This is a genomic window from Nocardioides sp. FY1077 (genome assembly GCF_058681775.1).
On sequence record NZ_JBZWDB010000004.1, the window covers coordinates 126,261 to 150,636 of the forward strand.

27 protein-coding genes are annotated in these 24,376 nt (G+C 72.9%); 20 read left to right on the top strand and 7 right to left on the bottom strand.

The window, feature by feature from the left end:
- Window positions 1-11: 11 nt before the first annotated feature.
- From whiA to AC4OR8_RS15800, 6 genes are all read left to right on the top strand, one after another.
- A complete protein-coding gene (gene whiA, locus AC4OR8_RS15775; protein ID WP_492166541.1) occupies window positions 12-998 on the top strand; it encodes a DNA-binding protein WhiA in 987 nt (328 codons plus the stop codon).
- 175 nt (window positions 999-1,173) lie between these two features.
- The gene (gene gap / locus AC4OR8_RS15780; RefSeq protein ID WP_492166542.1) at window positions 1,174-2,169 is read left to right on the top strand and encodes a type I glyceraldehyde-3-phosphate dehydrogenase; all 996 of its coding nucleotides are present in this window, start codon (window positions 1,174-1,176) and stop codon (window positions 2,167-2,169) included.
- A gap of 1 nt (window position 2,170) precedes the next feature.
- Window positions 2,171-3,385, top strand: a complete 1,215-nt coding sequence (locus tag AC4OR8_RS15785; protein ID WP_492166543.1) for a phosphoglycerate kinase — start codon at window positions 2,171-2,173, stop codon at window positions 3,383-3,385.
- A gap of 3 nt (window positions 3,386-3,388) precedes the next feature.
- Window positions 3,389-4,195 carry a triose-phosphate isomerase gene (gene tpiA, locus AC4OR8_RS15790; RefSeq protein WP_492166544.1) on the top strand — a complete coding sequence of 269 codons (807 nt, stop codon included), beginning with the start codon at window positions 3,389-3,391 and terminating at the stop codon, window positions 4,193-4,195.
- Window positions 4,196-4,224: 29 nt separating this feature from the next.
- Window positions 4,225-4,461 (top strand): preprotein translocase subunit SecG, encoded by a 237-nt coding sequence (secG, locus tag AC4OR8_RS15795; protein WP_492166545.1) that lies wholly within the window; start codon window positions 4,225-4,227, stop codon window positions 4,459-4,461.
- Window positions 4,462-4,486: 25 nt separating this feature from the next.
- Window positions 4,487-4,846: an RNA polymerase-binding protein RbpA gene (locus AC4OR8_RS15800; protein WP_492166546.1), complete on the top strand. Its 360-nt coding sequence runs from the start codon at window positions 4,487-4,489 to the stop codon at window positions 4,844-4,846.
- Between the two features lie 87 nt (window positions 4,847-4,933).
- Here the strand turns inward: AC4OR8_RS15800 and pgl are convergent, their stop codons facing one another.
- The 4 genes from pgl to tkt form a co-directional block, all read right to left on the bottom strand.
- A complete protein-coding gene (gene pgl / locus AC4OR8_RS15805) occupies window positions 4,934-5,662 on the bottom strand; it encodes a 6-phosphogluconolactonase (RefSeq protein ID WP_492166547.1) in 729 nt (242 codons plus the stop codon).
- Complete coding sequence (locus AC4OR8_RS15810) at window positions 5,659-7,302, bottom strand: phosphoglucose isomerase-related protein (protein WP_492166548.1); 1,644 nt, start codon at window positions 7,300-7,302, stop codon at window positions 5,659-5,661. Before AC4OR8_RS15810 ends, pgl begins: the two co-directional genes overlap by 4 nt.
- The gene (tal, locus tag AC4OR8_RS15815; RefSeq protein WP_492166549.1) at window positions 7,299-8,417 is read right to left on the bottom strand and encodes a transaldolase; all 1,119 of its coding nucleotides are present in this window, start codon (window positions 8,415-8,417) and stop codon (window positions 7,299-7,301) included. The genes AC4OR8_RS15810 and tal overlap by 4 nt, the downstream gene beginning before the upstream one ends.
- 75 nt (window positions 8,418-8,492) lie before the next feature.
- Window positions 8,493-10,526, bottom strand: a complete 2,034-nt coding sequence (gene tkt / locus AC4OR8_RS15820; RefSeq protein WP_492166797.1) for a transketolase — start codon at window positions 10,524-10,526, stop codon at window positions 8,493-8,495.
- A gap of 248 nt (window positions 10,527-10,774) precedes the next feature.
- Here tkt and AC4OR8_RS15825 point away from each other — a divergent pair, with 248 nt between their 5' ends.
- Complete coding sequence (locus tag AC4OR8_RS15825) at window positions 10,775-11,740, top strand: heme o synthase (RefSeq protein WP_492166550.1); 966 nt, start codon at window positions 10,775-10,777, stop codon at window positions 11,738-11,740.
- Between the two features lie 138 nt (window positions 11,741-11,878).
- Here AC4OR8_RS15825 and AC4OR8_RS15830 read toward each other — a convergent pair whose 3' ends face one another.
- From AC4OR8_RS15830 to AC4OR8_RS15840, 3 genes are read right to left on the bottom strand one after another with little or no spacing between them, the layout of a single operon-like run.
- Window positions 11,879-12,823 (bottom strand): COX15/CtaA family protein, encoded by a 945-nt coding sequence (locus AC4OR8_RS15830; RefSeq protein ID WP_492166551.1) that lies wholly within the window; start codon window positions 12,821-12,823, stop codon window positions 11,879-11,881.
- Window positions 12,824-12,830: 7 nt separating this feature from the next.
- On the bottom strand, window positions 12,831-13,640 hold the full coding sequence (locus AC4OR8_RS15835; protein ID WP_492166552.1) for an ABC transporter permease: 810 nt from the start codon (window positions 13,638-13,640) through the stop codon (window positions 12,831-12,833).
- Entirely contained in the window at window positions 13,637-14,587 is a 951-nt protein-coding gene (locus AC4OR8_RS15840; RefSeq protein WP_492166553.1) for an ABC transporter ATP-binding protein, read from the bottom strand. The genes AC4OR8_RS15835 and AC4OR8_RS15840 overlap by 4 nt, the downstream gene beginning before the upstream one ends.
- Window positions 14,588-14,667: 80 nt before the next feature.
- Here AC4OR8_RS15840 and AC4OR8_RS15845 point away from each other — a divergent pair, with 80 nt between their 5' ends.
- The 13 genes from AC4OR8_RS15845 to AC4OR8_RS15905 all read left to right on the top strand — a co-directional run bounded on the left by AC4OR8_RS15845 (window position 14,668) and on the right by AC4OR8_RS15905 (window position 24,374).
- A complete protein-coding gene (locus AC4OR8_RS15845) occupies window positions 14,668-15,039 on the top strand; it encodes a hypothetical protein (RefSeq protein ID WP_492166554.1) in 372 nt (123 codons plus the stop codon).
- Complete coding sequence (locus AC4OR8_RS15850; RefSeq protein ID WP_492166555.1) at window positions 15,032-15,451, top strand: hypothetical protein; 420 nt, start codon at window positions 15,032-15,034, stop codon at window positions 15,449-15,451. Before AC4OR8_RS15845 ends, AC4OR8_RS15850 begins: the two co-directional genes overlap by 8 nt.
- Window positions 15,452-15,522: 71 nt before the next feature.
- The gene (locus AC4OR8_RS15855) at window positions 15,523-16,278 is read left to right on the top strand and encodes a helix-turn-helix transcriptional regulator (protein ID WP_492166556.1); all 756 of its coding nucleotides are present in this window, start codon (window positions 15,523-15,525) and stop codon (window positions 16,276-16,278) included.
- Entirely contained in the window at window positions 16,275-17,693 is a 1,419-nt protein-coding gene (gene sufB / locus AC4OR8_RS15860) for a Fe-S cluster assembly protein SufB (protein ID WP_492166557.1), read from the top strand. Before AC4OR8_RS15855 ends, sufB begins: the two co-directional genes overlap by 4 nt.
- Before the next feature lie 82 nt (window positions 17,694-17,775).
- Window positions 17,776-19,032, top strand: coding sequence for a Fe-S cluster assembly protein SufD (gene sufD, locus AC4OR8_RS15865; protein ID WP_492166558.1), 1,257 nt, complete (start codon window positions 17,776-17,778; stop codon window positions 19,030-19,032).
- Window positions 19,032-19,382, top strand: a complete 351-nt coding sequence (locus tag AC4OR8_RS15870) for a non-heme iron oxygenase ferredoxin subunit (protein ID WP_492166559.1) — start codon at window positions 19,032-19,034, stop codon at window positions 19,380-19,382. Before sufD ends, AC4OR8_RS15870 begins: the two co-directional genes overlap by 1 nt.
- Before the next feature lie 52 nt (window positions 19,383-19,434).
- Complete coding sequence (gene sufC, locus AC4OR8_RS15875) at window positions 19,435-20,193, top strand: Fe-S cluster assembly ATPase SufC (protein WP_492166560.1); 759 nt, start codon at window positions 19,435-19,437, stop codon at window positions 20,191-20,193.
- Window positions 20,194-20,305: 112 nt separating this feature from the next.
- Window positions 20,306-21,595 (top strand): cysteine desulfurase, encoded by a 1,290-nt coding sequence (locus tag AC4OR8_RS15880; RefSeq protein ID WP_492166561.1) that lies wholly within the window; start codon window positions 20,306-20,308, stop codon window positions 21,593-21,595.
- Between the two features lie 16 nt (window positions 21,596-21,611).
- Window positions 21,612-22,064, top strand: coding sequence for a Fe-S cluster assembly sulfur transfer protein SufU (sufU, locus tag AC4OR8_RS15885; RefSeq protein ID WP_492166562.1), 453 nt, complete (start codon window positions 21,612-21,614; stop codon window positions 22,062-22,064).
- Entirely contained in the window at window positions 22,057-22,440 is a 384-nt protein-coding gene (locus AC4OR8_RS15890; protein WP_492166563.1) for a metal-sulfur cluster assembly factor, read from the top strand. The genes sufU and AC4OR8_RS15890 overlap by 8 nt, the downstream gene beginning before the upstream one ends.
- 220 nt (window positions 22,441-22,660) lie before the next feature.
- The gene (locus AC4OR8_RS15895; RefSeq protein WP_492166564.1) at window positions 22,661-23,191 is read left to right on the top strand and encodes an ASCH domain-containing protein; all 531 of its coding nucleotides are present in this window, start codon (window positions 22,661-22,663) and stop codon (window positions 23,189-23,191) included.
- Window positions 23,188-23,865 (top strand): acVLRF1 family peptidyl-tRNA hydrolase, encoded by a 678-nt coding sequence (locus AC4OR8_RS15900; RefSeq protein ID WP_492166565.1) that lies wholly within the window; start codon window positions 23,188-23,190, stop codon window positions 23,863-23,865. Before AC4OR8_RS15895 ends, AC4OR8_RS15900 begins: the two co-directional genes overlap by 4 nt.
- Window positions 23,862-24,374, top strand: a complete 513-nt coding sequence (locus AC4OR8_RS15905) for a metallophosphoesterase family protein (RefSeq protein ID WP_492166566.1) — start codon at window positions 23,862-23,864, stop codon at window positions 24,372-24,374. The genes AC4OR8_RS15900 and AC4OR8_RS15905 overlap by 4 nt, the downstream gene beginning before the upstream one ends.
- Window positions 24,375-24,376 lie beyond the last annotated feature (2 nt).

Here is a 24,376-nt window from a genome sequence, read left to right on the forward strand (position 1 = left end):
AGATCCCTCTCATGGCGATGACGGCACAGGTGAAGGCGGAGCTGTCCAGCACCCAGATCACCAAGACCTGCTGCCGCAAGTCCGAGGTCGCCTCGATGCTCCGCTTCGCCGGCGGCCTGCACATCGTCAGCGGCCGCATCGTGGTGGAGGCCGAGCTCGACACCGGCGCCGCCGCGCGCCGGCTGCGCAAGGACATCGCCGAGGTCTACGGCCACGCCTCCGACGTCGTGATGGTGCAGGGCAACGGCATCCGCAAGGGCAGCCGCTACATCGTGCGGGTGGTCCGCGACGGCGAGTCGCTGGCCCGCCAGACCGGGCTGCTCGACCAGCGCGGGCGTCCCGTGCGCGGCCTGCCGCCCGCGGTCGTCGCCGGCGGGGGCTGCGACGCCGTGGCGTCGTGGCGCGGGGCGTTCCTGGCCCACGGCTCGCTCACCGAGCCGGGCCGCTCGTCGTCGCTCGAGGTGACCTGTCCCGGCCCCGAGGCCGCGCTGGCGCTCGTCGGGGTGGCCCGCCGCCTCGGGATCCAGGCCAAGGCGCGCGAGGTGCGCGGCGTCGACCGCGTGGTCATCCGCGACGGCGACGCGATCGGCCAGCTGCTCACCCGTCTCGGCGCCCACGAGTCGCTGATGGCGTGGGAGGAGCGCCGGATGCGCCGCGAGGTGCGTGCCACCGCCAACCGACTGGCCAACTTCGACGACGCCAACCTGCGCCGCTCCGCGCGCGCCGCGGTGGCCGCCGGCGCCCGCGTCGACCGGGCGATGGAGATCCTCGGCGACGAGGTGCCCGACCACCTGAAGATGGCCGGCACGCTGCGCCTGGAGCACAAGCAGGCCTCGCTGGAGGAGCTCGGGCAGCTGCACGAGCCGGTGCTCACCAAGGACGCCATCGCGGGCCGCATCCGGCGCCTCCTGGCGATGGCCGACAAGCGCGCCGAGGAGCTCGGCATCCCCGACACCGAGGCGTCGCTGACGCCCGACATGCTGGCCGACGAGGCCTGAGCCGGCTCCTCGCGGGGCCGGTCCGACCACGGTTGCGGCCGTGACGCCCGTTACCGGCACGTACGCCGGGACGAGCCTCGGCAGCGGTCGGCGCACCCGCTAGGGTCGGTCGCGGCCGTCGTCCCACGGGACGGGCCGTGCCCCCAACGACCTCTCCAGAGCAGGAGCACCACTCGTGACCGTTCGCGTAGGCATCAACGGTTTCGGCCGCATCGGCCGCAACTTCTTCCGCGCCGTCCGCGCCTCGGGCGCCGACGTCGAGATCGTGGGCGTCAACGACCTCACCGACAACGCGGTGCTGGCCCACCTGCTGAAGTACGACTCGATCCTCGGCCGCCTCGACGCCGACGTGTCCAGCTCCGAGAGCGCCATCCTCGTCGGCGGCCAGGAGATCAAGGCGTTCTCCGAGCGCGACCCCGCCGCGCTGCCCTGGGGCGAGCTCGGCGTCGACGTCGTCGTCGAGTCCACCGGGTTCTTCACCGACGCCACCAAGGCGCGCGCCCACCTCGACGCGGGCGCCAAGAAGGTCATCATCTCGGCGCCGGCCTCGAACGAGGACATCACCGTGGTGATGGGGGTCAACCACACCGACTACGACCCCGCGCAGCACCACGTCATCTCCAACGCCTCCTGCACCACCAACTGCCTCGGCCCCATGGCGAAGGCGCTCAACGACGACCTCGGCATCGTCAAGGGCCTGATGACCACGATCCACGCCTACACCGCCGACCAGAACCTGCAGGACAACATCCACAAGGACCTGCGTCGCGCCCGCGCCGCCGCGCTCAACGTCGTCCCGACCTCCACCGGTGCGGCCAAGGCCATCGGCCTGGTGCTGCCCGAGCTCAAGGGCAAGCTCGACGGCTACGCGCTGCGGGTGCCGGTGCCGACCGGCTCGGCCACCGACCTGACCTTCGAGGCGGGTCGCGAGACCACCGTCGAGGAGGTCAACGCGATCATCGAGAAGGCCGCCGACGGCCGCTTCCTCAAGTACTCCACCGACCCGATCGTCTCCTCCGACATCGTCACCGACCCGGCGTCCTGCATCTTCGACGCGCCGCTGACCAAGGTCATCGGCAACCAGGTGAAGGTCGTCGGCTGGTACGACAACGAGTGGGGCTACTCCAACCGCCTCGTCGACCTCATCGCCCACGTCGGCGAGACCCTCTGACGTGGCCGACTCCTCCACGGTGGCGACCCTCGTCGAGCAGGGGGTGGCCGGGAAGCGCGTGCTGGTCCGCTCCGACCTGAACGTCCCGCTCGACGGCACCACGATCACCGACGACGGGCGCATCCGCGCCAGCGTCCCGACCATCCGGGCGCTGGCGCAGGCCGGTGCCCGGGTGGTCGTCACCGCCCACCTCGGCCGCCCGAAGGGCGCCCCCGAGGAGCGCTACTCGCTGCGTCCGGTGGCCGACCGCCTCGGTGAGCTGCTCGGCGCCGACGTGGCGTTCGCCACCGACACCGTCGGCGAGAGCGCGCGCAGCACCGTCGAGGGGCTCGCCGACGGCGACGTCGCCGTGCTGGAGAACGTCCGCTTCAACTCCGGCGAGACCAGCGAGGACGACGCCGAGCGGGCGGAGTTCGCCCGGCAGCTGGCCGACCTCGCCGACGTCTTCGTCAGCGACGGCTTCGGCGTGGTGCACCGCAAGCAGGCCAGCGTGTACGACGTGGCCACGCTGCTGCCGCACGCCATGGGCGACCTCGTCGCCACCGAGATCGGGGTGCTGCGCCGCCTCACCGAGTCGCCCGAGCGGCCGTACGTCGTCGTGCTGGGCGGCTCGAAGGTCTCCGACAAGCTCGGCGTCATCGACAACCTGCTCGGCAAGGCCGACACGCTGCTGATCGGCGGCGGCATGGTGTTCACCTTCCTCGCGGCCCAGGGCCACGAGGTGGGCCGCAGCCTGCTCGAGGAGGACCAGCTCGACACCTGCCGGGAGTACCTCGCCCGCGCGGCGGAGACCGGGGTCACCATCCTGCTGCCGGGCGACGTCGTGGTCGACACGACGTTCCCCTCCGGTGACGCCGAGCCGCAGCCGCGGGTGGTGCCCGCCACCGAGATCCCGGCCGACTGCCTGGGTCTCGACATCGGTCCGGCCTCGGCCGCCGACTTCGCCGCGGCCCTCGCCGGGGCCCGCACCGTGTTCTGGAACGGCCCGATGGGCGTCTTCGAGGTGCCGCAGTTCGCCGACGGCACCCGCACCGTCGCCGAGGCCCTCACCCGCGTCGACGGCCTCACCGTCGTCGGCGGCGGCGACTCCGCCGCCGCGGTGCGCCGGCTCGGCTTCGACGACGAGGCGTTCGGACACATCTCCACCGGAGGCGGGGCCAGCCTGGAGTACCTCGAGGGCAGGACCCTGCCCGGCATCGACGTCCTGGAGGACTGACCCATGGCCACGACCCGCACGCCTGCCCGCACGCCGCTGATGGCGGGCAACTGGAAGATGAACCTGAACCACCAGGAGGCGGTGGTCCTGGTGCAGAAGCTCGCCTGGACCCTGCAGGACAAGCGCCACGACCCCGCGCGCGCCGAGGTCGTCGTCGTGCCGCCGTTCACCGACCTGCGCTCGGTGCAGACCCTGGTCGACGGCGACCGGCTGTCGGTGCGCTACGGCGCCCAGGACGTCTCCACCGAGGAGTCCGGCGCGTTCACCGGCGAGGTCTCGGCCACGATGCTGGCGAAGCTCGGGTGCTCCTACGTCGTCGTCGGCCACTCCGAGCGTCGTCAGCACCACGCTGAGACCGACGAGGTCGTCAACGCCAAGGCCCACCGCGCGCACGCCGCCGGCATGGTGCCGATCGTGTGCGTGGGCGAGGGCCTCGAGGTGCGCCAGGCCGGGGAGCACGTCGCCCACACGCTGGCGCAGGTCGACGGCTCCCTGGCCGGCTTCACCGCCGAGCAGGTCGCCGGGCTGGTGGTCGCCTACGAGCCGGTGTGGGCCATCGGCACCGGCGAGGTCGCCACCCCCGACGACGCGCAGGAGGTCTGCGCCGCCGTGCGGGCCCGGGTGCGCGAGGTGCACGGTGACGCCGCCGCAGACGGCGTCCGGGTCCTGTACGGCGGCTCGGTCAAGGCCTCCAACGTCGCCGGCATCATGGCGAAGGACGACGTGGACGGCGCTCTTGTGGGCGGCGCGAGCCTGCAGGTCGAGGAGTTCAGCGGTATCTGCCGCTTCTACGACATGCCTGTCCTGTGAGCGGGCGGGCGTGACGTAGGATCCCGCCTGTGGATCTAGTCTTCACCATCGTCCTGGTCGTCACGAGCGCGCTGATGATCCTGCTCGTCCTGCTGCACAAGGGACGGGGAGGCGGCATGTCCGACATGTTCGGCGGCGGCGTCTCCAGCTCCCTGGGCGGGTCGTCGGTCGCCGAGCGCAACCTCGACCGGCTCACGGTCGGCATCGGTGTCATCTGGTTCGCCACGGTGATCGCCCTCGGCCTGCTCCTGGCCTACCAGGGCTGACGAGCGAGAGACGAGAGGACACGACATGGCTGGAGCAGGAAACGCCATCCGCGGCAGCAGGGTCGGCGCCGGACCCATGGGCGAGGCCGAGCGGGGCGAGGCGGCACCGCGACAGGCGGTGACATACTTCTGCTCCCACGCCCACAGCTCGGTGGTCACGTTCTCGGTCGAGGCCACCGTGCCCGACTCGTGGGACTGCCCGAAGTGCGGGCTGCCCGCGGGCCGCGACTCCGAGAACGCCCCGCCGGCGACCAAGGTGGAGCCGTACAAGACCCACCTGGCCTACGTGAAGGAGCGGCGCTCCGACAAGGAGGCCACCGAGATCCTCGACGAGGCGCTGGCGCTGCTGCGGCGGCGTCGCAAGTCGGGCGACCTGATCTTCTGACGGGCCGCGGCCCGCGACGCACGACGGCCGGTCACCTCCACTGAGGTGACCGGCCGTCGTGCTCTCGTCCCGGCAGGGACGGACGGGTCAGAGCCGCGAGGCGGCGTCGCGGTCGAGGAACCAGGTGGTCTCCTCGCGCCCGGCCACCCCGGCGGCCGGGACGTCGTGCACGTCTGCGCCGCCGAGGGCCCGGCCCACGGCGTCGGCCTTGCCCTCGCCGCTGACCATGAACCACACGGCGCGCGCGCGGTTGAGCGCCGGGAAGGTGAGCGAGATGCGCTCGGGCGGCGGCTTGGGCGAGTCGTGCACCGCGACGGTCAGCACGTCGTCGACGTCGAGCTCGGGGCGCCCGGGGAACAGCGACGCCACGTGGCCGTCGGGGCCGAGGCCCAGCATCACCACGTCGAGGTCGTCGGCGCCGTGGCGGCGCAGCTCCTCGGCGTAGGTGACCGCCCCGGCCTCCACCGTCTCGGTGTCGGCGGCCGAGGCCATCTCGTGCACGTGGTCAGCGGGCACGCCGACGGCGTCGAGGACGTCGCGACGCACCGCACCGGCGTTGCGGTCGGGGGAGCCGGGCGCCACGAAGCGCTCGTCGCCCCACCACACGTGCACCCGGGTCCAGTCGACCGGCGAGGCCGCGGCCTGGCGGGCCAGCACCTCGTGCACGGCCTCCGCGATGCCACCGCCGGTCAGCACGACGTGCGGCTCGCGCCCGGCGTCCTGCGCCTCGGCCAGGCGCTGCAGCAGCGCACCGGCGACGGTCGCCGCCAGCGTCTCGGCGTCGGGGTGCACCTCGACGCGCGGCTCCGGGCTCACCGCAGCGCCTCGAGCACGTCGGCGAGCCGGTCGGGCCCGGTGACGTGGAGCCGCAGCACCGGACGGCCCTTGTCGGCCAGCACGCTGGCGTCGCCGACGGCCTGGGCGGTGAGGAACTCGTGGAACGTGAACGGCCGGTCGGGCACCGCGAGGTCGGCCAGCGGGTCGCCGGTGACCTGGAGGTAGATCCCGGTGTCGGGCCCGCCCTTGTGGTACTGACCGGTGGAGTGCAGGAACCGCGGTCCCCACCCGAAGGTCACCGGTCGCCCGGTGCGCTCGGCGAGAGCGTCGCGCGCACCACCCAGGGCGGCGTCGCGGTGGCGGTCGAGGTAGGCCTGCACGGCGAGGTAGCCGTGGGCGTCGTCGAGCTGGTCGAGCAGCGCGGCCACGGCCTGGGCGACCGAGGTGGTGCCGGCCGGCAGCCAGCCCTCGGAGGCGTAGACGGTGACGCCGCCGGCGACGAAGACCGGCGTCGGCGAGGAGCCGCCGCCGTCGAGCATCTCGCGGGCCGCGGCCTTGGCGCTCTCGACGTCGGGCTGGTCGAAGGGGTTGATGCCGATCAGGCGACCGGCGACCGCGGTGGCGTACTCCCACAGCAGCACCTGACCGCCCAGCGTGCCGTCGACCCGCGCGCCCCAGCCGGAGGCCGGGACGACCCCGTCGCCGAGCACGTGGTCGGGGCCGATGGTCACCAGCACCTCGTCGGCGCTCGAGGCGGCGAAGTTGGGCGAGCCGGGACCGGCGACGACCACGGGCAGGATGCCGCGGCCCTGCTTGCCGGTCGACTCCGCGACCAGCTGCTCGGCCCAGTCGCCGAACCCGGGGAAGGGCGACCCGCCGTCGGCGAGCACCATCTTGTCCGCACCCGCGAGGTTGGCGGCCCCGAGCAGCGCGCCCAGGCGCAGCCCGGGGTTGTCCACGTCGTCGGCCTCGAGCGCGGGGCGCAGGGCCTCGGCCTCGTCGAGGAGCCGGGCCACGTCGGCACCGGCCAGCCCGCTCGGCACCAGGCCGAACGCCGTGAGCGCGGAGTAGCGCCCGCCCACGGCGGGGTCGGCGAGGAACACGCGGTAGCCGGCGTCGCGGGCCGACTGCTCGAGCGGGGAGCCCGGGTCGGTGACGACGACGAACCGCTCGGCGGGATCGATGCCGGCGTCGCGGAACGCCTTCTCGAAGGCGCGGCGCTGGCTGTCGGTCTCCACGGTGCCGCCGGACTTCGACGACACCACGACGACGGTCTCGGCCAGGCGGTCCTCCAGCGCGGTGCGCACGAAGTCGGGGTCGGAGGAGTCGAGGACGACCAGCTCGACGCCGGCCGCGCCGCAGACGACCTCGGGTGCGAGGGACGAGCCGCCCATGCCGCACAGCACGACGCGACCGAGCCCGGCCTCCTGGTGGGCCGCGCGCAGGGCGGCCACCTCGTCGACCAGCGGGCGCGAGGCGCTCGACAGCGCCACCCAGGCGAGCCGCTTGGCGGACTCCTCCTCGGCCTCAGAACCCCACAGGGTCGGGTCCTGGCGGGCGATCGCCCCGGCCACGCCGTCGGCCACCAGCTGCTCGACGGTGGCGGCGTACGCCTGCTCGTCGGGCACCAGCAGCGTCAGGTCGTGGCCCTCGCCGGACACCGCGCCCCAGGACGTCACTTCGAGGCCGCCTGCCGGGCCTGCTCCATCTGGCCCTCGACGGTCTCGACCAGCTCGAACCACGACTTCTTGAACTTGTCGACGCCCTCGTGCTCCAGCACCTGCAGCACGTCGAGGAAGTCGATGCCGACGCCGGCGAGGTCCTCGAAGACCTGCTGGGCGTCGGGCACCCGGCCGCTGACCTGGTCGCCGTGCACCTCGCCGTGGTCGGCGAAGGCGTCCATGGTCTTCTCCGGCATGGTGTTGACCGTGCCGGCCACCACCAGGTCGGTGACGTAGAGGGTGTCGGGGTAGTCGGGGTTCTTCACCCCGGTCGAGGCCCACAGCGGGCGCTGCGTGGTGGCGCCGGCCGCCGCGAGCTGCGTCCAGCGGTCCTCGGCGTGCACCTCCTCGAAGGCGCCGTAGGCCAGGCGGGCGTTGGCCACGGCGGCCTTGCCGCGCAGGGCCAGGGCCTCGTCGGTGCCGATGGCCTCGAGCCGCTTGTCGACCTCGCCGTCGACCCGGGAGACGAAGAACGACGCCACCGACTGGATCTGCGACAGGTCGAGCCCGGCGTCGCGGGCCTGCTCCAGGCCGGTGAGGTAGGCGTCCATGACCTCGCGGTAGCGCTGCTCGCCGAAGATCAGCGTCACGTTGACGCTGATGCCCTGGGCGACCACGGCGGTGATCGCGGGCAGGCCCTCGAGGGTGGCCGGGATCTTGACCAGGGCGTTCGGGCGGTCGACGGCCGCCCAGAGCGCCTGGGCCGAGGCGATGGTGCCGGCGGTGTCGTTGGCGAGGTCGGGCTCGACCTCGATCGAGACGCGGCCGTCGGCGCCGGTGCCGTCGGCCACGGGGGCCAGCACGTCGCAGGCGTTGCGCACGTCGTCGGTGGTGAGGGCGAAGATGACGTCGTCGACGGGGGTGTCGTCGGCCACCAGGCCACGCACCTGCGCGTCGTAGCGCTCGCCGTCGGCGATGGCGCCGGCGAAGATGGTCGGGTTGGTGGTGACCCCGACCACCGAGCGCTCGGCGACGAGCTCGGCCAGGTTGCCGGACTCGATCCGCTCCCGCGAGAGGTCGTCGAGCCAGATGGACACCCCTGCGTCGGCGAGGGCCTTCAGACGGTCACTCATGTTCTCTCCCTGCTGTGGGTCGTGCGGCGGGTGCAGCGGCGTGGGGCCGGTGCTGGTGGTCGTGCGAGCGGTGGCTCAGGAGCCGGTGACCGTGCGGAAGCTGTCGCGGGCCGCGTTGGCCACGGCCTCGCCGGTGATCCCGTACTCCTGGTAGATGCGCTGGTAGTCGGCGGAGGCGCCGTACCGGTCGATGGAGACCATGCGGCCGTGGTCGCCGACGTACTCGCGCCAGCCCTGTTTGACGCCGGCCTCGACCGAGACGCGCGCCTTGACCGTGGTCGGCAGGACCTTCTCGCGGTAGGCGGGGTCCTGCTCCTCGAACCACTCGATGCACGGCATCGAGACCACGCGGGCCTTGATGCCGTCGGCGGCGAGCAGGTCGCGGGCGGCGACGGCCACCTGCACCTCCGAGCCGGTGCCGATGAGCACGACGTCGGGGACGCCGCCCTCGGCCTCGAGCAGCACGTAGCCACCGCGGGCGACGCCCTCGGCGCTGCCGTAGCCGTCCTCGCCGCGGGGGAAGACCGGCACGTTCTGCCGGGTCAGCGCCAGCGCGGCCGGGGTGTCGGTGCGGGTGAGGATGTGGGCCCAGGCGGCCGCGGTCTCGTTCGCGTCGGCCGGTCGGACGACGTCGAGGCCGGGCATGGCGCGCAGCGCGGCGAGGTGCTCGATCGGCTGGTGGGTCGGGCCGTCCTCGCCGAGGCCGATGGAGTCGTGGGTCCACACGTAGGTGACGGGCAGGCCGCTCAGGGCCGCGACGCGCACGGCACCGCGCATGTAGTCGGAGAACGTGAGGAACGTGCCGCCGAAGACGCGGGTGAGCCGGTCGGCCGCGATGCCGTTCATGATCGCGCCCATGCCGTGCTCGCGGATGCCGAAGTGGAGCACCCGGCCCTGGTAGGGGTCGGCGGTCCAGTCGTCGGTGCCGCGGTCGGCCGGCAGGAACGACGGCGCGTCGGTGATCGTGGTGTTGTTGGAGCCGGCGAGGTCGGCCGAGCCGCCCCACAGCTCCGGCATCACTGCGGCCACGGCGTTGATGACCTTGCCGGACGCCGATCGGGTGGCCACGCCTTTGGGGTCGGCCGGGAACGTCGGGATGGCCTCGACGAGGCCGTCGGGCAGGCTGCGCGACTTCAGCCGGTGGAGCAGGGCGGCCGACTCCGGGTGGGTGGTCGACCAGGCGTCGTAGGCCTCGTCCCACTCCGCACCCCAGGCCGCCCCGCGCTCGCGCAGCGACCGGGTGTGGGCCAGCACGTCGGCCGGCACCTGGAAGCGCTGCTCGGGGTCCCAGCCGAGGATGCGCTTGGTGGCGGCGACCTCGTCGTCGCCCAGCGCGCTGCCGTGGGCCTTCTCGGTGCCCTGCGCCGACGGGGCAGGCCAGGCGATGATGGTGTTCAGCACGATCAGGGACGGCTGGTCGGTGACCTCGCGGGCCGCGACGACCGCGTCGTGCAGCGCCGGCACGTCCTCGACGTACTCCGCGCCGTCATTGGTCCAGTCGACGGTCTGCACGTGCCAGCCGTACGCCTCGTAGCGCTTGGCGACGTCCTCGGTGAACGCGATGTCGGTGTCGCCCTCGATCGAGATGCGGTTGCGGTCGTAGATGACCGTGAGGTTGCCGAGCTTCTGGGTGCCGGCGATCGAGGAGGCCTCGCCGCTGACGCCCTCCTGCAGGTCGCCGTCGCTGCACACGGCGTAGACGTGGTGGTCGAAAAGGCCCTCGCCCGGGGCCGCGTCGGCGTCGAGGAGGCCGTGGATGCGGCGACCCGACATCGCCATGCCGACGGCGTTGGCCACGCCCTGGCCCAGCGGGCCGGTGGTGACCTCGACGCCGGCGGTGTGGCCCAGCTCGGGGTGGCCCGGGGTCTTCGAGCCCCAGGTGCGCAGCGCCTTCAGGTCCTCGATCTCGAGGCCGAAGCCGCCGAGGAAGAGCTGCGTGTAGAGGGTGATGGAGGAGTGGCCGCAGGAGAGCACGAAGCGGTCGCGGGCCACCCACTCGGGGTCGGCGGGGTCGTGGCGCATGACCTTCTGGAACAGCAGGTACGCCACCGGGGCCAGGCTCATCGCCGTGCCGGGGTGACCGTTGCCCACCTTCTGCACCGCGTCCATCGCGAGGACCCGCGCGGTGTCGACCGCCTTCTCGTCCAGCTCGTTCCAGTCCAGGGCGGGGGAGGTGCTCACAGGGGTCCTTCCGGTGGGGAGAAGAGGGCGTCCACGGCACAACAGCACCGGCGGGCGGGCGATTCCGAGCCTACTCATGCCCGGCGCTAGACTCGCAGTGGCTCCAGCGCCGGTGGACCAGTAGCCCGTGGGCCCCGACCCACACACCGCGTACCCACCCACTTCGAGGACGTCCCTTGACCCATGTCGGCCAGTCGGCCTCCGCTGCCGGGCAGCAGGGGTCCGGCCCCGGGACGGGGTCCGACGAGCGCGCGACCTGGCGCGACGTGGTGGCGGCGTACGTCGGCCTCACCAAGCCGCGCGTCATCGAGCTGCTGCTGCTCACCACCGTGCCGGTGATGTTCTTCGCCGCGCGCGGGGTGCCCGAGCTCGGTCTCGTGGTCGCCACGGTCGTCGGCGGGACGTTCTCCGCCGGCTCGGCGTCGGTGTTCAACTGCGTCTATGACCGCGACATCGACGAGCAGATGCGCCGCACCCGGCGCCGCGCCCTCCCGCGCCACATCGTCAGCCCCGTCTCCGCCCTCGTCTTCGGCGTCGTCCTGGGCGTGCTGTCCACGGTGGTGCTGGCCGTCTGGGTCAACCCGCTGTCGGCGGCCCTGGCAGTGGGCGCCAACGCGTTCTACGTGTTCGTCTACACGATCCTGCTCAAGCGCCGCACCACCCAGAACATCGTGTGGGGCGGCCTCGCCGGCTGCTTCCCGGCCCTGATCGGGTGGACGGCGGTCACCGGCGAGCTGGCGTGGACCCCGGTCGTGCTGTTCGCGGTCGTCTTCTTCTGGACGCCGCCGCACACCTGGGCGCTGGCCATGCGCTACCGCGAGGACTACGCCAACGTCGACGTGCCGATGCTGCCGGTCGTGGCCTCCGCCGCCGAGGTGGGCCGCCAGATCGTCCTCTACAGCTGGGTGATGGTCGCGACGTCGCTGCTGCTGTGGCCGGTCGCCGGCACCGGCCCGGTCTACCCCGTCGCCGCGGTCGTGCTCGGTGCGGTGTTCCTCGTCGAGGCCCACCGCATGTGGGGCCGGGCCCGCGGCACCGAGGACCTCAGCGTCATCCAGCCGATGCGGCTGTTCCACTCCTCGAACCTCTACCTGTCGCTGCTCTTCGTCGCCGTCGCGCTCGACCCGCTGCTCACCCGCTGACGCTGCCCCGCTCGCTCCCGTCGCCGAGCCGGGGGAGCGAGCGCCGGCGGGTCTCTGGGTCGCTGGCCGTGGCCGGGACTCAGCCGACCGTCCCCGCGGTGCGTCCCGGTGGCCCCTCCGTTCCGGGCCTGCCAGGGGTCAGCGGTCGGAGGCGACGGGGTGGCGGACGGCGGGAGCGGCGCCGTCGGCGGCGTCACCGGGGGTGCCGGGGTGGCGCACGGTGAGCAGCGCCCAGGTGGCCGAGGCGGCGATCAGGCCGGCGCCGAGCACGTGCAGCGCGACGAGCACGACCGGCAGGTCGGTGAAGTACTGGACGAACCCGATCAGCCCCTGGGCCAGCTCGACCACCAGCAGCGCGGCCACCGCGCGGCGCACCCGGGCGGGGGCGTGGGTGGCGAGCACGGCCACGAGCAGGCCGACGGTGAGGCCGATGAGCAGGAACACCAGGTCGGCGTGAAGCTGGCTCACCGACTCGGGGTCGAGGCCGTTGCGCTCGGCGTCCAGGTCGCCGGCGTGCGGGCCGGAGCCGGTGACGACGGTGCCGACGTACAGGGTCGCCCAGGCCGCGGCGAACGTCGCCCAGGCGAGTCCCACCACCGGACCGCGGGCCACGGGGGCGACGCCGTCGACGACCTGGAGGAAGCGGACCGCCAGGCACACGATGGCCAGCGACAGCAGCAGGTGGAGGGAGACGATCCACGGGTTCAGGCCGGTCAGCACCGTGATGCCGCCGATGACGGCCTGGGCGGGGATGGCCAGCCCCATGACCAGGGCGAGGTTGCGCAGCCGACGGTCGCCGCTCTGCAGCGCGGCCACGAAGGTGGCGATCGCGATGCCGGCCAGCACGAACGTGAGCAGGCGGTTGCCGAACTCGATCGCGGCGTGCAGCGTCAGCTCGCCGTGGGGGCTGTAGGAGCCCTCGAAGCACTCGGGCCACGTGGGGCAGCCCAGCCCGGAGGCGGTGAGGCGCACGGCGGCGCCGGTCACCACGAGCACGATGTTGGCCACCAGCGAGGCCCAGCCGAGCGCGCGGACGTGGCGGCCCAGACCGCGGGGACGGGGCGGTGCGGCGGTCTCGGTCATGCCTGGCTCACTCCCACGTGAAGGTCCTAGCGGTGGCCACGGTGCCGACCGCGGCCCAGGCCGCGAGCACCAGCAGGGCGGGCCAGTCGACCCGGCCGTCGATCAGGGCGGCGCGCATGGCCTCGCCGAGCGCCCCGGAGGGCAGCCATCGCACGACGTCCTCGAGGGAACCGTACGCGGTGGCCGGGAGGACGACGGCTCCGCCGGCCATCAGCAGCAGGTAGACCAGGTTGGCCGCCGCGAGGGTCGCCTCGGCGCGCAGGACGCCGGCGACGAACAGCCCGAGCGCGGCGAATGCGGCGGTGCCGAGCGCCACGGCCAGCACGGCGCCGACGAGGGTGCCGACAGGCGTGCCGGGCACGCCGGTGGCAGGACGCCAGCCGAGCGCCAGGGCCACCGCGCCGATCACCACGACCTGCAGCGCCTCCACCAGCAGCAGGGCGAGCACCTTGCCGGCCAGCAGCCCCGAGCGGGGCAGGGGGGAGGTGCCGAGGCGCTTGATGACGCCGTAGCGGCGCTCGAAGCCGGTGGCGATGGCCAGCGAGGTGAACGCCGTCGACATCACCGCCAGCGCCAGCACCCCGGGGGTGAACACGTCGACGGCGCGGTGGTCGAGGTCGAGACCGACGCGGTCGGCGGCCAGGACGCCGCCGACCAGCACCAGCACGGGGATCACCACCGCCAGCAGCAGCTGCTCGCCGTTGCGCAGCGTGAGCCTGGCCTCCATGCGGGCCTGGGCCAGCACCTGCCGGTGCAGCGGGGCCGCGCCGGGGCGGGGGGCGAAGGCGCCGGTGCCGACGGCGGGAGTGGTGCTCACGAGGCCAGCTCGCGGCCGGTGAGGTCGAGGAAGACGTCCTCCAGCGAGCGGGTGCCGAGGGTGAGCGACTCGGGCAGCACGCCGTTCTCCTCGCACCACCGGGAGACCCGGGCGAGCGTGGAGGCGTCGGCCGGGCCGGTCACCTGCAGGCTGAGGGAGTCGAGGAGGCGCACCTCGGTGCCGGGGCCGAGCGCGGCGGTCAGCGACTCCGGTGCGCCGGGCGGGAACGGCCGGGTCACCACCAGGCGGATGGTCGACACGGTGCCGCCGCGGGTGAGCTGCAGCGGTGAGCCGGAGACGACGAGGCGGCCGTGGTCGATGATGTGCACCAGGTCGGCGAGGCGCTCGGCCTCCTCCATGTAGTGGGTGGTCAGCACCACCGTCACCCCGTCGCGGCGCAGCTCGTCGAGCAGCTCCCACACCGTGCGGCGCACCGCGGGGTCCATGCCGGCCGTGGGCTCGTCGACGAACACCAGCTCCGGGCGGCCGACGAGCGCCATCGCCAGCCCGAGGCGCTGCTGCTGGCCACCGGAGAGCCGCCGGTACGGCGTGCGCCCGCAGTCGTGCAGGCCGAGCCGGTCGGCGAGCACGCCGACGTCGAGGGGGTGGGCGTGCAGCGCCGCGACGTGGCCGAGCATCTCCAGGGCGCGCACGCTGCTCCAGGCGCCGCCGCCCTGCAGCATCACGCCGATGCGGGGGAGCAGGTCGCGCCGGTCGGCGACCGGGTCGAGCCCCAGCACCCGCACGGAGCCCGCCTGCGGCCGCCGGTAGCCCTCGCAGGTCTCGAGCGTGGTTGTCTTGCCGGCGCCGTTGGGGCCGAGGACCGCGGTGATCGTGCCACGCGGCACCACCAGCGAGAGCCCGTCGACCGCCACCTTGCGGCCGTAGCGCATCACCAGGCCGTCGACCTCGACAGCCGGGGCGTCGAGGGGGTCGGCGACGGGCACGCGCCCAGTCTAGGAAGGCGGGCCGCACGGCGACGAGCCGAGGTCGTCGTGCGACCGGCGGGGCCCTACCGTGGACCGCTGTGAACCCCCTCGTCCTCGGTGCGGTCGTCGTGCTGTGCCTCGCCGTCGCCGCGCTCGGCGCCCTGCTCGTGGTGCGCGACGTGCCGGTGCGCGACAGCGACCTGCTCTTCGGCCTGGTCGCGCTGCTCGAGGTCGCCCTCGTGGTGCGCCTGGTGACCGGCTCGGTCGCGCTGGCCGGCACCGAGCGCGACGTGGAGGGGGTCACCTTCGTGGCCTACCTGCTGACCAACGTGCTGGCGGTGCCGGTGGGTGCGCTGTGGGCGCTCACCGACAAGACCCGCGTGGGCGGTGCCGTCGTCCTGGTCACCATGCTCACCGTGCTGGGCCTCGAGCTGCGCCTGCACACGATCTGGGCCGGCACCGGTGCCTGACTCCCGGCTCTCCAGCGGTCCGGGGCGGGTGCTGGTGGCGGTGTACGCCGTGTTCGCGGTGGCCGCCACCGGGCGCTCGCTGCTGCAGCTGCTCACCGAGCCCGGCCGCGCCCCGCTGGCCTACTCCCTGTCGCTGCTCGCCGCGGTGCTCTACGTCGTCGCCACCGCCTGCCTCGTGGTCGGCGGCGACCGGGCCTGGCGCCTCGCCGTGGCCGCCTGCTCGGCGGAGGCGGTGGGCGTGGTCACGGTGGGCGTGCTGAGCCTGGTGGCCACCGACCTCTTCCCCGACCGCACCGTGTGGTCGCACTTCGGGCAGGGCTACGGGTTCCTGCCGCTGGTGCTGCCGTTCGTCGGCCTGGCCTGGCTGCGCACCACCCGGCCCGGGGTCGCCGGGGGCCGCCCGCGCGCGTGAGCCCGGGCCGTGCGCGCAGGTAAGGGTGGCCTTGCTTGAAGGGCGCTCGGCAATAACGGCACACTGGTGTTGTGGAAATCGAGAGCACGGTGCGCAGCGGCGATCAGCCGCGCGCCGCCGACAGCACGACGCGCCAGCGCGTCGTGCGCTCGATCCTGGTCAACGGGCCCTCCACCGCCGCCGCACTGGCCGAGCGGCTCGACCTGACGCCTGCCGCGGTGCGCCGCCACCTCGACCAGCTGGCCGAGGAAGGTGCCGTGGAGCCTCGCGACGCCCGACCGGCCACCCGCGGTCGCGGCCGGCCCGCCAAGGCCTTCGCCCTCACCGAGCGCGGCCGCGACGGCTTCGACCAGCAGTACGACGACCTCGCCGTGCAGGCGCTGCGCTTCCTGGCCGAGACCGGCGGCGACGACGCCGTCCGCGGCTTCGCCGAGCGCCGGGTGGCCTTCATCGAGGAGCGCTTCGGCGTGGTCGAGCAGGCCCACCCCGAGCTGTCCCCGGCCGAGGTGCTGGCCCGGGTCCTGACCGACCAGGGGTACGCCGCCGCCGTGCGCTCGATGCCCGGGTCCGGCACCGCCGCGGGCGCCGCGGGGGAGCAGCTGTGCCAGCAGCACTGCCCGGTGTCCCACGTCGCCCACGAGTTCCCCCAGCTGTGCGAGGCCGAGACCGCGGCGATCAGCCGCGTCCTCGACCGCCACGTGCAGCGACTGGCCACCATCGCCCACGGCGACGGCGTCTGCACCACCTGCATCCCGGGTGTCCCCGGGACGCCCCTCCAGCTCTCACCCCCGCAGTCCGCAACCATGAAGGAGCAGGTCAGCTCATGACGACCATCGACGAGCGCAACCCCGAGCTCGCAGGCATCGGGCGCTACGACTTCGGCTGGGCCGACTCCGACGTCGCGGGTGCGACGGCGCAGCGAGGCCTGAACGAGGGCGTCGTGCGCGACATCTCCGGCAAGAAGAGCGAGCCGCAGTGGATGCTCGACCAGCGCCTCAAGGGCCTCAAGCTCTTCGGCCGCAAGCCGATGCCGAGCTGGGGCTCTGACCTGTCGGGCATCGACTTCGACAACATCAAGTACTTCGTGCGCTCCAGCGAGAAGCAGGCGGCCACGTGGGACGACCTCCCCGAGGACATCAAGAACACCTACGACAAGCTCGGCATCCCCGAGGCCGAGAAGCAGCGCCTCGTCTCCGGCGTCGCCGCGCAGTACGAGTCGGAGGTCGTCTACCACTCGATCCGCGAGGACCTCGAGGAGCAGGGCGTCATCTTCGTCGACACCGACACCGCGCTGCGCGAGCACGAGGACCTGTTCCGCGAGTACTTCGGCACCGTCATCCCCGTCGGTGACAACAAGTTCTCGGCGCTGAACACCTCGGTGTGGTCGGGCGGCTCGTTCATCTACGTGCCCAAGGGCGTCCACGTCGACATCCCGCTGCAGGCCTACTTCCGGATCAACACCGAGAACATGGGCCAGTTCGAGCGCACGCTGATCATCGTCGACGAGGACGCCTACGTGCACTACGTCGAGGGCTGCACCGCGCCGATCTACTCCTCCGACTCGCTGCACTCCGCGGTCGTCGAGATCATCGTCAAGAAGGGCGGCCGCTGCCGCTACACGACCATCCAGAACTGGTCGAACAACGTCTACAACCTCGTCACCAAGCGCGCGACGTGCGACGCCGGCGCGACGATGGAGTGGGTCGACGGCAACATCGGCTCCAAGGTGACGATGAAGTACCCCGCGGTCTACCTGATGGGCGAGCACGCCAAGGGCGAGACCCTGTCGATCGCCTTCGCCGGCGAGGGCCAGCACCAGGACGCCGGCGCCAAGATGGTGCACGCCGCCCCGCACACCTCGTCGTCGATCCTGTCGAAGTCGGTGGCCCGCGGCGGTGGCCGCACCTCCTACCGCGGCCTGATCCAGGTCAACGAGGGCGCCCACGGCTCGAAGTCCAACGTGCTGTGCGACGCGCTGCTGGTCGACCAGATCAGCCGCTCCGACACCTACCCGTACGTCGACATCCGCGAGGACGACGTGTCGATGGGCCACGAGGCCAGCGTCTCGAAGGTCTCCGACGACCAGCTGTTCTACCTGATGTCGCGCGGCATGGAGCAGGACGAGGCCATGGCGATGATCGTGCGCGGGTTCGTCGAGCCGATCGCCAAGGAGCTCCCCATGGAGTACGCCCTCGAGCTGAACCGGCTCATCGAGCTCCAGATGGAAGGCGCTGTGGGCTGACGCCGTCGCGCGTCGCTCCACGCTGCACCTCGCCTGACCGTCCTGCTGGTGCCCTTCGCACCTCGACCCACTGAAAGTGAACATGACTGCGACCGACACCGCCCGCGAGAGCGTGGCGCAGGCCCTCGAGGTCGACCCCGGCGGCACCCCGCTCACGTCCCACCTGAACCCGCCGCCGTCGTACGACCTCGCCGACCACCCGCTGCCCACGGGCCGCGAGGAGATTTGGCGGTTCACACCGCTCAAGCGCCTGCGCGGCGTCCTCGACGGCACGCCGTCCGACGACTGCCTGACCTGGGACACCACGCTCCCGGCCGGTGTCACGCTGTCGACGATCACCACCGAGGAGGCCCGCGGCCTCGGCGAGCTCGCCCCCAACGACCGGCCCTCCGCCCTCGCGGTCGCGAACTCCGGCGGGGCGGCGCTCCTCGACGTGCCGGCCGAGCTGGAGGCCGACGGCCCGGTGATGGTCGGGCTGCACGGCGAGTCGGCCGAGCAGCTGGTCTGGGGTCACCTCGTCGTGCGTGTCGGTGCCTACGCCAAGGTCACCGTGGTGATCACCCACACCGGGTCGGCGCGCTACTGCGCCACCACCTCGGTGATCGTGGGCGAGGGCGCCCAGGTCAACGTGCTGACGCTGCAGGACTGGGACGACGACGCGGTCCACCTGGGCCGCGACGCCATCCGGGTCGGTCGCGACGCCACCGTGCGGCACACGGCGGTCTCCTTCGGCGGCGACCTCGTCCGGCTGCACGCCAACGTCGAGTACGACGGGCCCGGCGGCTCCGCAGAGCTCCTCGGGCTCTACTTCGCCGACGCCGGCCAGCACCTCGAGCACCGCCTCTTCGCCGACCACAACGCCCCGAAGACCAAGAGCAACGTGGTCTACAAGGGCGCGCTGCAGGGCGAGGGCGCCCACGCCGTGTGGATCGGCAACGTGCTGATCCGCAAGGTCGCCGAGGGCATCGAGACCTACGAGGAGAACCGCAACCTGGTGCTCACCGACGGCTGCCAGGCCGACTCGGTGCCCAACCTCGAGATCGAGACCGGCGAGATCGAGGGCGCGGGCCACGCCTCCGCCGTCGGCCGCTTCGACGACGAGCAGCTGTTCTACCTGCGCTCGCGGGGGGTCTCCGAGCCCGAGGCGCGCCGCCTCGTCGTGCACGGGTTCTTCAACGACCTGGTGCGCAAGGTCGGCGTGCCTGCGCTCGAGGAGAAGCTGATGGCCACGGTCGAGGAGGAGCTGTCGAAGAACGTCCTTCGAGACGCCCCGACCGCCCCCGCGTTGGACGCCGCCTCGCTCGACGTGTCCGCCATGGTCGGCCAGGAGCTGACCTGATGGGCTTCGAGCGCGCCTGCGGCCTCGACGACGTCCCCGTCGACGAGGGCCTGGCGGTGACCGTCGGCGAGGTCGACGTCGCCCTGGCCCGCGACGGTGCGGAGGTCTTCGCCCTGCAGGACCTCTGCTCCCACGCCTCGGTCGCCCTCAGCGAGGGCGAGGTGGCGCCGGGCGCCGACGGGCAGTGCCAGATCGAGTGCTGGCTCCACGGGTCGCGCTTCGACCTGCGCTCGGGCAAGCCCACCGGATTCCCGGCCACCGAGGCGGTCGCCACCTTCCCGGTCGAGGTCCGCGACGGCGACGTCTACGTCGACGTCTCCACCACCCTCAACGGCGTCACGCCGGGCTGACCGCCCGCCCGGCCCGCCACCCCCGAACCCGCACACAGACAAGGACCACCGCATGAGCACGCTGGAGATCAAGGACCTGCACGTCTCGGTCAGCACCGAGGACGGTCCGAAGCCGATCCTCAAGGGCGTCACGCTCACCATCGGTGACGGCGAGACCCACGCGATCATGGGCCCCAACGGCTCGGGCAAGTCGACGCTGGCGTACTCCATCGCCGGTCACCCGAAGTACGACATCACCGGCGGCACCGTCCTGCTCGATGGCGAGGACGTCCTCGCGATGTCGGTCGACGAGCGTGCCCGCGCCGGGCTGTTCCTCGCGATGCAGTACCCCGTCGAGGTGCCCGGCGTCTCGGTGTCGAACTTCCTGCGCACCGCGAAGACCGCCATCGACGGCGAGGCCCCCAAGCTGCGCACCTGGGTCAAGGACGTCAACGGCGCCCTCGAGCGGCTCAACCTCGACCCGTCGTTCGGCACCCGCTCGGTCAACGAGGGCTTCTCCGGCGGCGAGAAGAAGCGCCACGAGATCGCCCAGCTCGAGCTGCTGGCCCCCAAGGTCGCGATCCTCGACGAGACCGACTCCGGCCTCGACATCGACGCGCTGAAGATCGTCTCGGAGGGCGTCAATCGCTTCCGGGCCCAGGAGGGCAAGGGTGTCCTGCTGATCACCCACTACACCCGCATCCTGCGCTACATCACCCCTGACTTCGTCCACGTGTTCGTCGACGGCCAGATCGCCGACCAGGGCGGCCCCGAGCTCGCCGAGACCCTTGAGGCCGAGGGCTACGACAAGTACGTGTCGGCGCTGCGATGAGCGGTCCGGGGCGGCGTTGTCGTCACTCGACGGCCCGCTCCGCTCCAAGGCCGCCTTCGCTCCTCCGCCTTGCCCCGCACCACACCTCGCAACGCCGACCAAGGAGAGCGCCATGACGACGACCCCCGTCCAGCTGTCCGGGCTCCTCCCGGAGCTGGAGGTGATCCGCGCCGACTTCCCGATCCTGCAGCGCACCCTCGCCGGGGGCGTGCCGCTGGTCTACCTGGACAGCGCGAACACCTCCCAGAAGCCGCAGTGCGTGATCGACGCGATGGTCGACCACCTCGAGCGGCACAACGCCAACGTGGCCCGGGCGATGCACCAGCTGGGTGCGGAGTCCTCGGAGTCCTTCGAGGCGGCGCGCGACAAGGTGGCGGCGTTCATCGGCGCCCCGAGCCGCGACGAGGTCGTGTTCACCAAGAACGCCTCCGAGGCGCTCAACCTGGTGGCCAACACCCTCACCTGGGCCCGCGGGCCGCTGCAGGTCGGTGAGGGCGACGAGGTCGTCATCACCGAGATGGAGCACCACTCCAACATCGTGCCGTGGCAGCTGATGACGCAGCGCACCGGCGCGGGCCTGCGCTGGTTCGGCCTCACCGAGGACGGCCACCTCGACCTCGACGGCATCGACGACCTGATCACCGAGCGCACGAAGGTCGTCGCGCTGACCTGGGTGTCGAACATGCTGGGCACGATCAACCCGGTCGCCGAGATCACCCGCCGCGCCCACGCGGTCGGCGCAATCGTGGTCGTCGACGCCTCGCAGGCCGCGCCCCAGCTGCCGATCGACCTCGCGGCGATGCCGGTCGAGGAGCGCCCCGACGTGCTCGTCTTCACCGGCCACAAGGTGGTCGGCCCGACCGGCATCGGCGTCCTGTGGGGCGCGCGGGCGCTGCTCGACGAGCTGCCCCCGTTCCTCGGCGGAGGCGAGATGATCGAGACCGTGCGGATGGAGTCGTCGACGTACGCCGGCATCCCGCACAAGTTCGAGGCCGGCACCCCGCCGATCGTCGAGGCCGTCGGCCTCGGCGCGGCCGTCGACTACCTCTCCGCGGTCGGCATGGACGCCGTGCACGCCCACGAGCAGGCGCTGACCGGGTACGCCCTCGACGGCCTGGCCACCGTGCCCGGCCTGAAGGTGCTCGGCCCGCTCGACCCGCGGCAGCGCGGCGGGGCGATCTCGTTCGAGATCGACGGCGTGCACCCCCACGACGTGGCGCAGGTGCTCGACGTGCGCGGCATCGCCGTGCGCGCGGGCCACCACTGCGCCCGCCCGGCGCACGCCCGCTACGGCGTGCAGAGCTCGACGCGGATGTCGTCGTACCTGTACACGACACCGGCGGAGATCGACGCGCTCGTCGAGGCGCTGGAATACACCCGTTCGTACTTCGGGTTGACCTGAGGACGGACGGAGACCGATGAGCGCCGAGCTGGACTCGCTGTACCAGGAGATCATCCTGGACCACTACAAGCACCCCCACCACAAGGGCCTGCGGGACCCCTTCGAGGCCGAGGTGCACCACGTCAACCCGACCTGCGGTGACGAGGTCACCCTGCGGGTGCACGTCGCCGACGGCGTCGTGCGCGACGTGTCCTACGACTCCGTGGGGTGCTCGATCTCGCAGGCCTCCGCGTCGGTGATGACCGACCTGGTCATCGGCAAGCCGGTGGCGCAGGCCATGGAGGTGCACGAGGCGTTCCTCGCGCTGATGCAGGGCAAGGGCACCGTGGTGCCCGACGAGGACGTGCTGGAGGACGGCATCGCCTTCGCGGGCGTGGCCAGGTTCCCGGCCCGAGTGAAGTGCGCCCTGCTGTCGTGGATGGCATGGAAGGACGCGACCAACCGATCCCTGGAGGAGACCCATGGCTGAGCAGACCCCCACCGACCACTCCGACCTGCCCGACGTGCCGGAGGCGGCCTTCGGCGGCGGCACCGCCACGGTGACCCGGGAGGACGTCACCGAGGCGATGAAGGACGTCGTCGACCCCGAGCTCGGCATCAACGTGGTCGACCTCGGCCTGGTCTACGACCTGCACCTCGACGAGGGGTCGAACCTGGTCATCGACATGACGCTCACCTCGGCGGCCTGCCCGCTGACCGACGTCATCTCCGACCAGACCGACGCCGCCCTCGAGGGCCTGGTCAACGACGTCGCGATCAACTGGGTCTGGATGCCGCCGTGGGGCCCGGACAAGATCACCCCCGACGGCCGCGAGCAGCTGCGCGCCCTCGGCTTCAACGTCTGAGCCGAGGTAGGAGGAGCGCAGCGACCCCTGCCTCGACGCGAAGAGGGCGAGGGAGCCCCGCGGCCGAGCCTGCGAGGCCGCGACGGGCGGCTCGAGACCCGAGCCGATGCGAGGACGACCAGCCTCGCTGCGCTCGACCCCGAGGCCGCGACGGGCGGCTCGAGACCTGAGTCGCCATGAGGACGACCGAGCGCGGGCGCCGACACTTAGGCTGAGCGACATGACCGACCACCAGACCCCCGGCCGACCCGACCGCGAGGCGGGGGCACGCGGCCCGGTGGAGGTGTTCTGGGACCTGGCGCGGGTGCACGGCAGGTTCAACATCGTGCCGGCGTACTTCGGCCCGACCACGCTCGAGGTGGTGACCCCGCCGACCTGGTCGTTCGGCGCGACCCCGGACCAGGCCGACGAGCTCCTCGCGCTGGTGCTGGCCGGCACGAAGACGGCGACGGCGAGTGCGCTGGGCGACTACGGCGACGAGCCGCTGCCGGAGCCCGGCACCCTCGGCATCGTCGTCGACGGGCGCGGCCACCCACGGGCGCTGCTCGAGACGACCCACGTGGAGGTGCGCCCCTTCGACGAGGTGGACGCCGACCACGCCCGCCGCGAGGGGGAGGGCGACCGGAGCCTCGCCCACTGGCGCGAGGCCCACGAGAGGTTCTTCCGCGAGACGGCGTCGCCCGGGCGCCCGTTCGACCCGACGATGCCGGTGGTGCTCGAGCGGTTCGTCGTGGTCCACCAGGACGCGTGAGCGTGGCCGACGCGGGCGCAGGGACCGACGCCGTGGCGGTGCCGGCGGCCCGCCTGGTGCGCTGGGTCGACAACTTCCGTCTCCGCCACGGCGAGACGACGCTGACGGTGGCCGGCGGTGCGCTGCGCGGGGAGGCCGTCGACGGGTCGACGTTCGCGGCGCGCCCGCCGTTCGACGCGGCGTACGTCGGCGGGCCCGACCCGGCCGCGCTGGCCGCCGAGGTGGTGCCGCCCGAGGACTGGGGCGTGCTGCTGGTGCGCAAGGGCGGCTTCGCCGTGGCCCGGATGTCCGGCGTCGCCACCACCGCCTCGAAGGTGGGCCAGCGCCACGTGCAGGGCCGCACCAAGGCCGGCGGCCAGAGCCAGCAACGCTTCGCGCGCCGCCGCGGCAACCAGGCCCGCCAGGCCTACGAGGCGGCCGCCGACCACGCGGCGCGCCTGCTCGGTGACCTGCGTGGTCCGTTGGTCACCGGCGGCGACCGGTCGGCGGTCGAGGAGGTGCTGGCCGACGTCCGCCTGCGACGGCTCCAGGTCGTGGGGCCCTGGCTGGACGTGCCCGACCCCCGGCGCGCGGTGCTGGAGCAGGCGGCCCGCGACGCCGCCGCGCTGCGCATCGACGTGCGCAACGCCCCCGAGACCGACCCCGCCACCGACCCGGAGGAGCAGGCCCCGTGACCACCCGGCTGCTGCTGATCGCCGACACCCACCTGCCGAGGCGGGCGCGCGCGCTGCCCGAGGCGGTGTGGGCTGCGGTGGACGCCGCCGACCTCGTCGTGCACGCCGGTGACTGGGTGGAGGAGGCCCTGCTCGACGACCTCGAGCAGCGCAGCCGCCGGCTGGTGGGGGTCTGGGGCAACAACGACGGTGCGGGCCTGCGCGCGCGCCTGCCCGAGGTGGCGCGCGTGGACGTCGAGGGCTTGCGCGTCGCGGTGGTGCACGAGACCGGCGCCTCCACCGGCCGGGAGGCGCGCTGCGAGCGCGACCACCCGGACGTCGACGTGCTCGTCTTCGGCCACAGCCACGTGCCGTGGGACACCGTGACGCCACGGGGCATGCGCCTGTTGAACCCCGGCTCGCCCACCGACCGGCGCCGCCAGCCCCACTGCACCTACCTCACCGCCACCGCCGACGACGGCGCGCTGCACGACGTCGTCCTCCACCGGTTGCCGCCCCGCACGCGCTGAGC

Excerpts from the sequence above, each read along its gene's own strand:
- AC4OR8_RS15895 (WP_492166564.1), top strand. The coding sequence starts at position 22,661 with ATGACCGACCACCAGACCCCCGGCCGACCCGACCGCGAGGCGGGGGCA.
- AC4OR8_RS15880 (WP_492166561.1), top strand. The coding sequence starts at position 20,306 with ATGACGACGACCCCCGTCCAGCTGTCCGGGCTCCTCCCGGAGCTGGAG.
- tkt (WP_492166797.1), bottom strand. The coding sequence starts at position 10,526 with ATGGACGCGGTGCAGAAGGTGGGCAACGGTCACCCCGGCACGGCGATG.
- AC4OR8_RS15830 (WP_492166551.1), bottom strand. The coding sequence starts at position 12,823 with ATGACCGAGACCGCCGCACCGCCCCGTCCCCGCGGTCTGGGCCGCCAC.
- sufB (WP_492166557.1), top strand. The coding sequence starts at position 16,275 with ATGACGACCATCGACGAGCGCAACCCCGAGCTCGCAGGCATCGGGCGC.
- AC4OR8_RS15870 (WP_492166559.1), top strand. The coding sequence starts at position 19,032 with ATGGGCTTCGAGCGCGCCTGCGGCCTCGACGACGTCCCCGTCGACGAG.
- AC4OR8_RS15800 (WP_492166546.1), top strand. The coding sequence starts at position 4,487 with ATGGCTGGAGCAGGAAACGCCATCCGCGGCAGCAGGGTCGGCGCCGGA.
- tpiA (WP_492166544.1), top strand. The coding sequence starts at position 3,389 with ATGGCCACGACCCGCACGCCTGCCCGCACGCCGCTGATGGCGGGCAAC.
- sufD (WP_492166558.1), top strand. The coding sequence starts at position 17,776 with ATGACTGCGACCGACACCGCCCGCGAGAGCGTGGCGCAGGCCCTCGAG.
- sufC (WP_492166560.1), top strand. The coding sequence starts at position 19,435 with ATGAGCACGCTGGAGATCAAGGACCTGCACGTCTCGGTCAGCACCGAG.
- whiA (WP_492166541.1), top strand. The coding sequence starts at position 12 with ATGGCGATGACGGCACAGGTGAAGGCGGAGCTGTCCAGCACCCAGATC.
- tal (WP_492166549.1), bottom strand. The coding sequence starts at position 8,417 with ATGAGTGACCGTCTGAAGGCCCTCGCCGACGCAGGGGTGTCCATCTGG.
- AC4OR8_RS15890 (WP_492166563.1), top strand. The coding sequence starts at position 22,057 with ATGGCTGAGCAGACCCCCACCGACCACTCCGACCTGCCCGACGTGCCG.
- sufU (WP_492166562.1), top strand. The coding sequence starts at position 21,612 with ATGAGCGCCGAGCTGGACTCGCTGTACCAGGAGATCATCCTGGACCAC.